Source organism: Bacillus cereus group sp. N21 (assembly GCF_016483395.1).
GTDB lineage: Bacteria > Bacillota > Bacilli > Bacillales > Bacillaceae_G > Bacillus_A > Bacillus_A pseudomycoides.
Window position 1 is genome coordinate 1 of the sequence record NZ_JAEHBX010000151.1, and the last position, 3,656, is coordinate 3,656.

The window sequence follows — 3,656 nt, forward strand, 5'->3', positions numbered from 1 at the left end:
TCTAGAGTAATAGGATCAGTATGTCCAAGTGTTAGAGATTACTTACACGTATATTAAAGTTTTTGCACCAGAACCCAATCTTTGCACCAGAACCGGTTTATTGGTTTGTGTAAATCAAATTACATTTTATCTATTTTTTGGCTTGGCACTTTTACTTAGTGGACTAAATAATATTTTTAGAAATAAATGACAAGAGACATATTATGTTTTAGTATCAAGGAAATCTCGAATTTTTCCATGATACCTCCTTCAGACCCTAGATATCCCTTCCTTAATTTATTTAACACTTAAAATACAGTAAGCACCTAGGGTATAAATCGGTGGAAATAGGAGAAGAGGACAATATATATTCCCCCTCTCTTGCTTTACGTTTGTGAGTGGATTCAAAAACAATCAATTGTTGCCGTAACCGTAAAGTGATTGGTACTCTTCTATGTGAAATATTCTAATTTTGCATTGGGAAAGAATTTCTCCATATAAGAATAAAGATAATTTTTTATATCTTCTTCTTCTTCTTTTTGATAAATGTATTTTCCAATGCCATATTTCCCCCATTTATATCTTCTTTTCTCTTCATCTAATTCTAATTTTGTCATGGGATAATTTTTTTCAATTACTCGTTTGGCAGGCTTTGTAAATCGATGTTGAATAAATTCAAATGTGATATCGTCACGTGCATCAAGTGGTAATTCAGTATCAAGACGTTCAAACATATGATAGTACCCATCCTGCCAACCTTCATGCAGATAAATAGGGGCCACTATGAACCCGAGTGGATATCCGGCTCTTGCTACTTTTCCAGCGGCTTCAACCCGTTTTGCTAGGGGAGAGGTGCCTGGCTCAAAATTTTTAATAACATAGTCAGCGTTTACACTAAACCGAAATCTTGTTTTCCCGTTATGTTTTGCATCAAGTAAATGATCTACATGATGAAATTTAGTAACAAACCTCAATTTTCCATACTCAGATTCTCCAAAATGCTCTATTGCGTGCTTAAGAGTATGAGTTAAGTGATCAATCCCTACAATATCAGATGTACAGGATGCTTCAAATCTTGTCAGTTCAGGTGCTCGTTCTTCGATATATTTGTCAGCAGCCTCAAGAATTTCGGCCACATTTACATAAGTACGGATATATGGTTTACTTCCCATCGTTGTTTGTAAATAGCAATAATGACAATGGCCCATACACCCTGTTGCAAAGGGAATAGCATACTCAGCTGAAGGCTTTGAGGTATCAAATTTTAGTGTCTTTCTCACACCAACGACAAGAGTAGATTTTGCTACCCTGTACTTTTGAAAATCATTTTCTCCTGGGAGATCTCTCACTTGATTATGTGAGGTGGTATACCGAATTTCTACATCCATTTTTTTGAATTTTTCTTGAAGTTCTTTTCCTAACGGATAATCTAATGCATTCGGTTCAAAGTATACTAGCTTAGGTATAAATGGATTGTTCATTCTAATATCCCCTCTAAAGCATCTCCATAATAGTAATTGTAAGCTTGATTTGCCTCTTCTTCTGTAGAATAAACAGCCATTTCATTTGATAATGGATAATAAGTTTCATAAAGAAATAAAGCTAATTCATTTGGATTTTCAGGGTTATTTACAACGGCTGCTGCTTGTATATTTGCTACATCCTGGATGTGGGGGTTTCGGTAAAAAACATAGACAATATCTCCAGCATGATAAGTTTTGCCTTCGTTAAACAGTTCCATTCCATCACCTTTTCTTTTATAAAATCTATTGGGCACAGTTATTCATTATTAAATTTTTATCTTTAGTGCCTAAAATTATGTCTTCTTTATTATGGAAAAGCTTTTAGCTAATTGATTTAACCCATGTGGGACATACTTCGTTGCAAATCAATAGATTCAATTCAATTCTTTTTTTGGTGTTCTTTTTTCAACAAGGGGCAATTAAAAATGTTTTAGACTATAGAAAATTGATGTAATTATAATATTTTTTTAAGAAATTTTAGATTTAAAGAGAACATCTTGCATATACATGTTATAAGTTTTTTTGTGAAATTTGGTTATCTAAGAAGGGAGAGGTATTTTGAAGAAAGTACTATTATTTGGAGATCCAGGTATTGATGATTCCTTAGCTATCATATATGGTCTGTTAAATCCTAAGATTGAAATTGTTGGAATTGTTACGAGTTATGGAAATGTTACCAAAGAACAAACTACTAGAAATGCTGTTTATCTTTTGCAATTAGCTGGACGAAAAGATATTCCTGTTATAAGCGGCGCTACTTTACCATTCTTTAATGGGTTTACTGCTTATTATCCAGAAATACATGGTGAGGAAGGGCTTGGGCCTATTCAGCCACCAGAAAGTGTAGCATCTATTCCCATTCATGACTTTAGTCTAATCCCATCAATTGTTGAAAAGTACAAGGGAGAACTAACAATTATTGATGTAGGTAGATCTACCTCTCTCGCAATTGCTTTAAACCTTTGGAAAGAAATGATGCAGAGTATAAAAGAAGTATATATTATGTCTGGGGTATTTCTACAACCTGGAAATGTCACACCCGTAGCAGAGGCAAATGCATATGGAGATCCAGTCTCAACTCAATTTGTAATTAATCAATCAAAAAATTTAACAATGATTCCTTTAAATATAACAAATTCAGCTATTTTGCTTCCAAGCCAAGTAAATTACATTGTGGAACAGACAAATATCCCATTTAAATTGTTAATTAAACCAATCTATGATTATTATTACAGTGCTTATAAAAAATTAAATCCAAGTATTAAAGGAGCACCTTTACACGATGTTGTTGCAATGAGTGCATTGGTCAATCCCGAATTTTTTCAATACATGTACCGTAAAGTAGAAGTAGATGTAAAATCTTTTAGAGGACAAACTATTGGTGATTTTCGTCCAGGTGCAAAAACTACAGGGGTGCGGATTGGGTTGAAACTCAATCAAAAAGAGTTTATTAAGGATTTTATTGATACAATGATAAGTACGGGAAGACATTAATTAAAAGAATCCACTTGGATTCTTTTATATATATCAATTAATTTATACATAAGTAATAAAGAAAATTGTTCCTATAAATATTATACTGAGTATAGAATATATACTTGCTTTAAAGCAATTCTTCACGAAAAAGCCTCCCTATTATATCTTTTGTTTCCCATAAAAGTATTAATTATTTTTATCAAACCAGACTTCCACGGCCTCTTTTGTATTTGAGAAAAACAAATTGATTATTGTGCATTTGGTAGAAATCTCCTGAATCCACACCTAACGTACAAATTTTCTATATCATCTCACATCTTTTCTAGAAAAGATGACATACTATGTATATGCTATTACATCAATAGCTCAAATAATTGGTCATTCAATTGGCAGATAATAAATTTGTTTATCTGCCAAACTCTTTCATACGTTTTTTATTTTTTAAAAATTTAGTGTTTTGAGGTGTAAAAATGAATTTTTCACATTCTAAAGAAGAAAAGAGTAACGACTCAAAAAAATTAAAATCAGATACTACAAAAACTGAACTTCAACCAGTAGAACAAGCCATGAATGGATTGTACGGAATGCCAGAAACTGATATTGAAGACAAAGAACACCAAAAAACGGAAATTTGAAAAATAATTAGTATTTAGATACTACTTTTATTTTGTATACATA

At 32.3% G+C, this 3,656-nt stretch carries 4 protein-coding genes; 2 read left to right on the plus strand and 2 right to left on the minus strand.

Translation table 11 applies throughout. From position 1 onward, the window contains the following. Positions 1-431 precede the first annotated feature (431 nt). Both splB and JDS96_RS29910 read right to left on the minus strand, forming a co-directional pair. The gene (splB, locus tag JDS96_RS29905; RefSeq protein ID WP_199669018.1) at positions 432-1,460 is read right to left on the minus strand and encodes a spore photoproduct lyase; all 1,029 of its coding nucleotides are present in this window, start codon (positions 1,458-1,460) and stop codon (positions 432-434) included. Beyond that, positions 1,457-1,720, minus strand: a complete 264-nt coding sequence (locus JDS96_RS29910; RefSeq protein WP_199669019.1) for a transcriptional regulator SplA domain-containing protein — start codon at positions 1,718-1,720, stop codon at positions 1,457-1,459. Before JDS96_RS29910 ends, splB begins: the two co-directional genes overlap by 4 nt. Before the next feature lie 340 nt (positions 1,721-2,060). On the opposite strand from JDS96_RS29910, the gene JDS96_RS29915 reads away from it, so the two are divergent. Next, complete coding sequence (locus JDS96_RS29915; RefSeq protein ID WP_199669020.1) at positions 2,061-2,996, plus strand: nucleoside hydrolase; 936 nt, start codon at positions 2,061-2,063, stop codon at positions 2,994-2,996. A gap of 452 nt (positions 2,997-3,448) precedes the next feature. Continuing rightward, positions 3,449-3,613 (plus strand): DUF4021 domain-containing protein, encoded by a 165-nt coding sequence (locus JDS96_RS29920; RefSeq protein ID WP_199669021.1) that lies wholly within the window; start codon positions 3,449-3,451, stop codon positions 3,611-3,613. The last annotated feature ends 43 nt before the right edge of the window (positions 3,614-3,656 follow it).

What these genes read in the sequence shown, in the direction of transcription:
- splB (WP_199669018.1), bottom strand. Translation starts at nt 1,460, where the DNA reads ATGAACAATCCATTTATACCTAAGCTAGTATACTTTGAACCGAATGCA.
- JDS96_RS29910 (WP_199669019.1), bottom strand. Translation starts at nt 1,720, where the DNA reads ATGGAACTGTTTAACGAAGGCAAAACTTATCATGCTGGAGATATTGTC.
- JDS96_RS29920 (WP_199669021.1), top strand. Translation starts at nt 3,449, where the DNA reads ATGAATTTTTCACATTCTAAAGAAGAAAAGAGTAACGACTCAAAAAAA.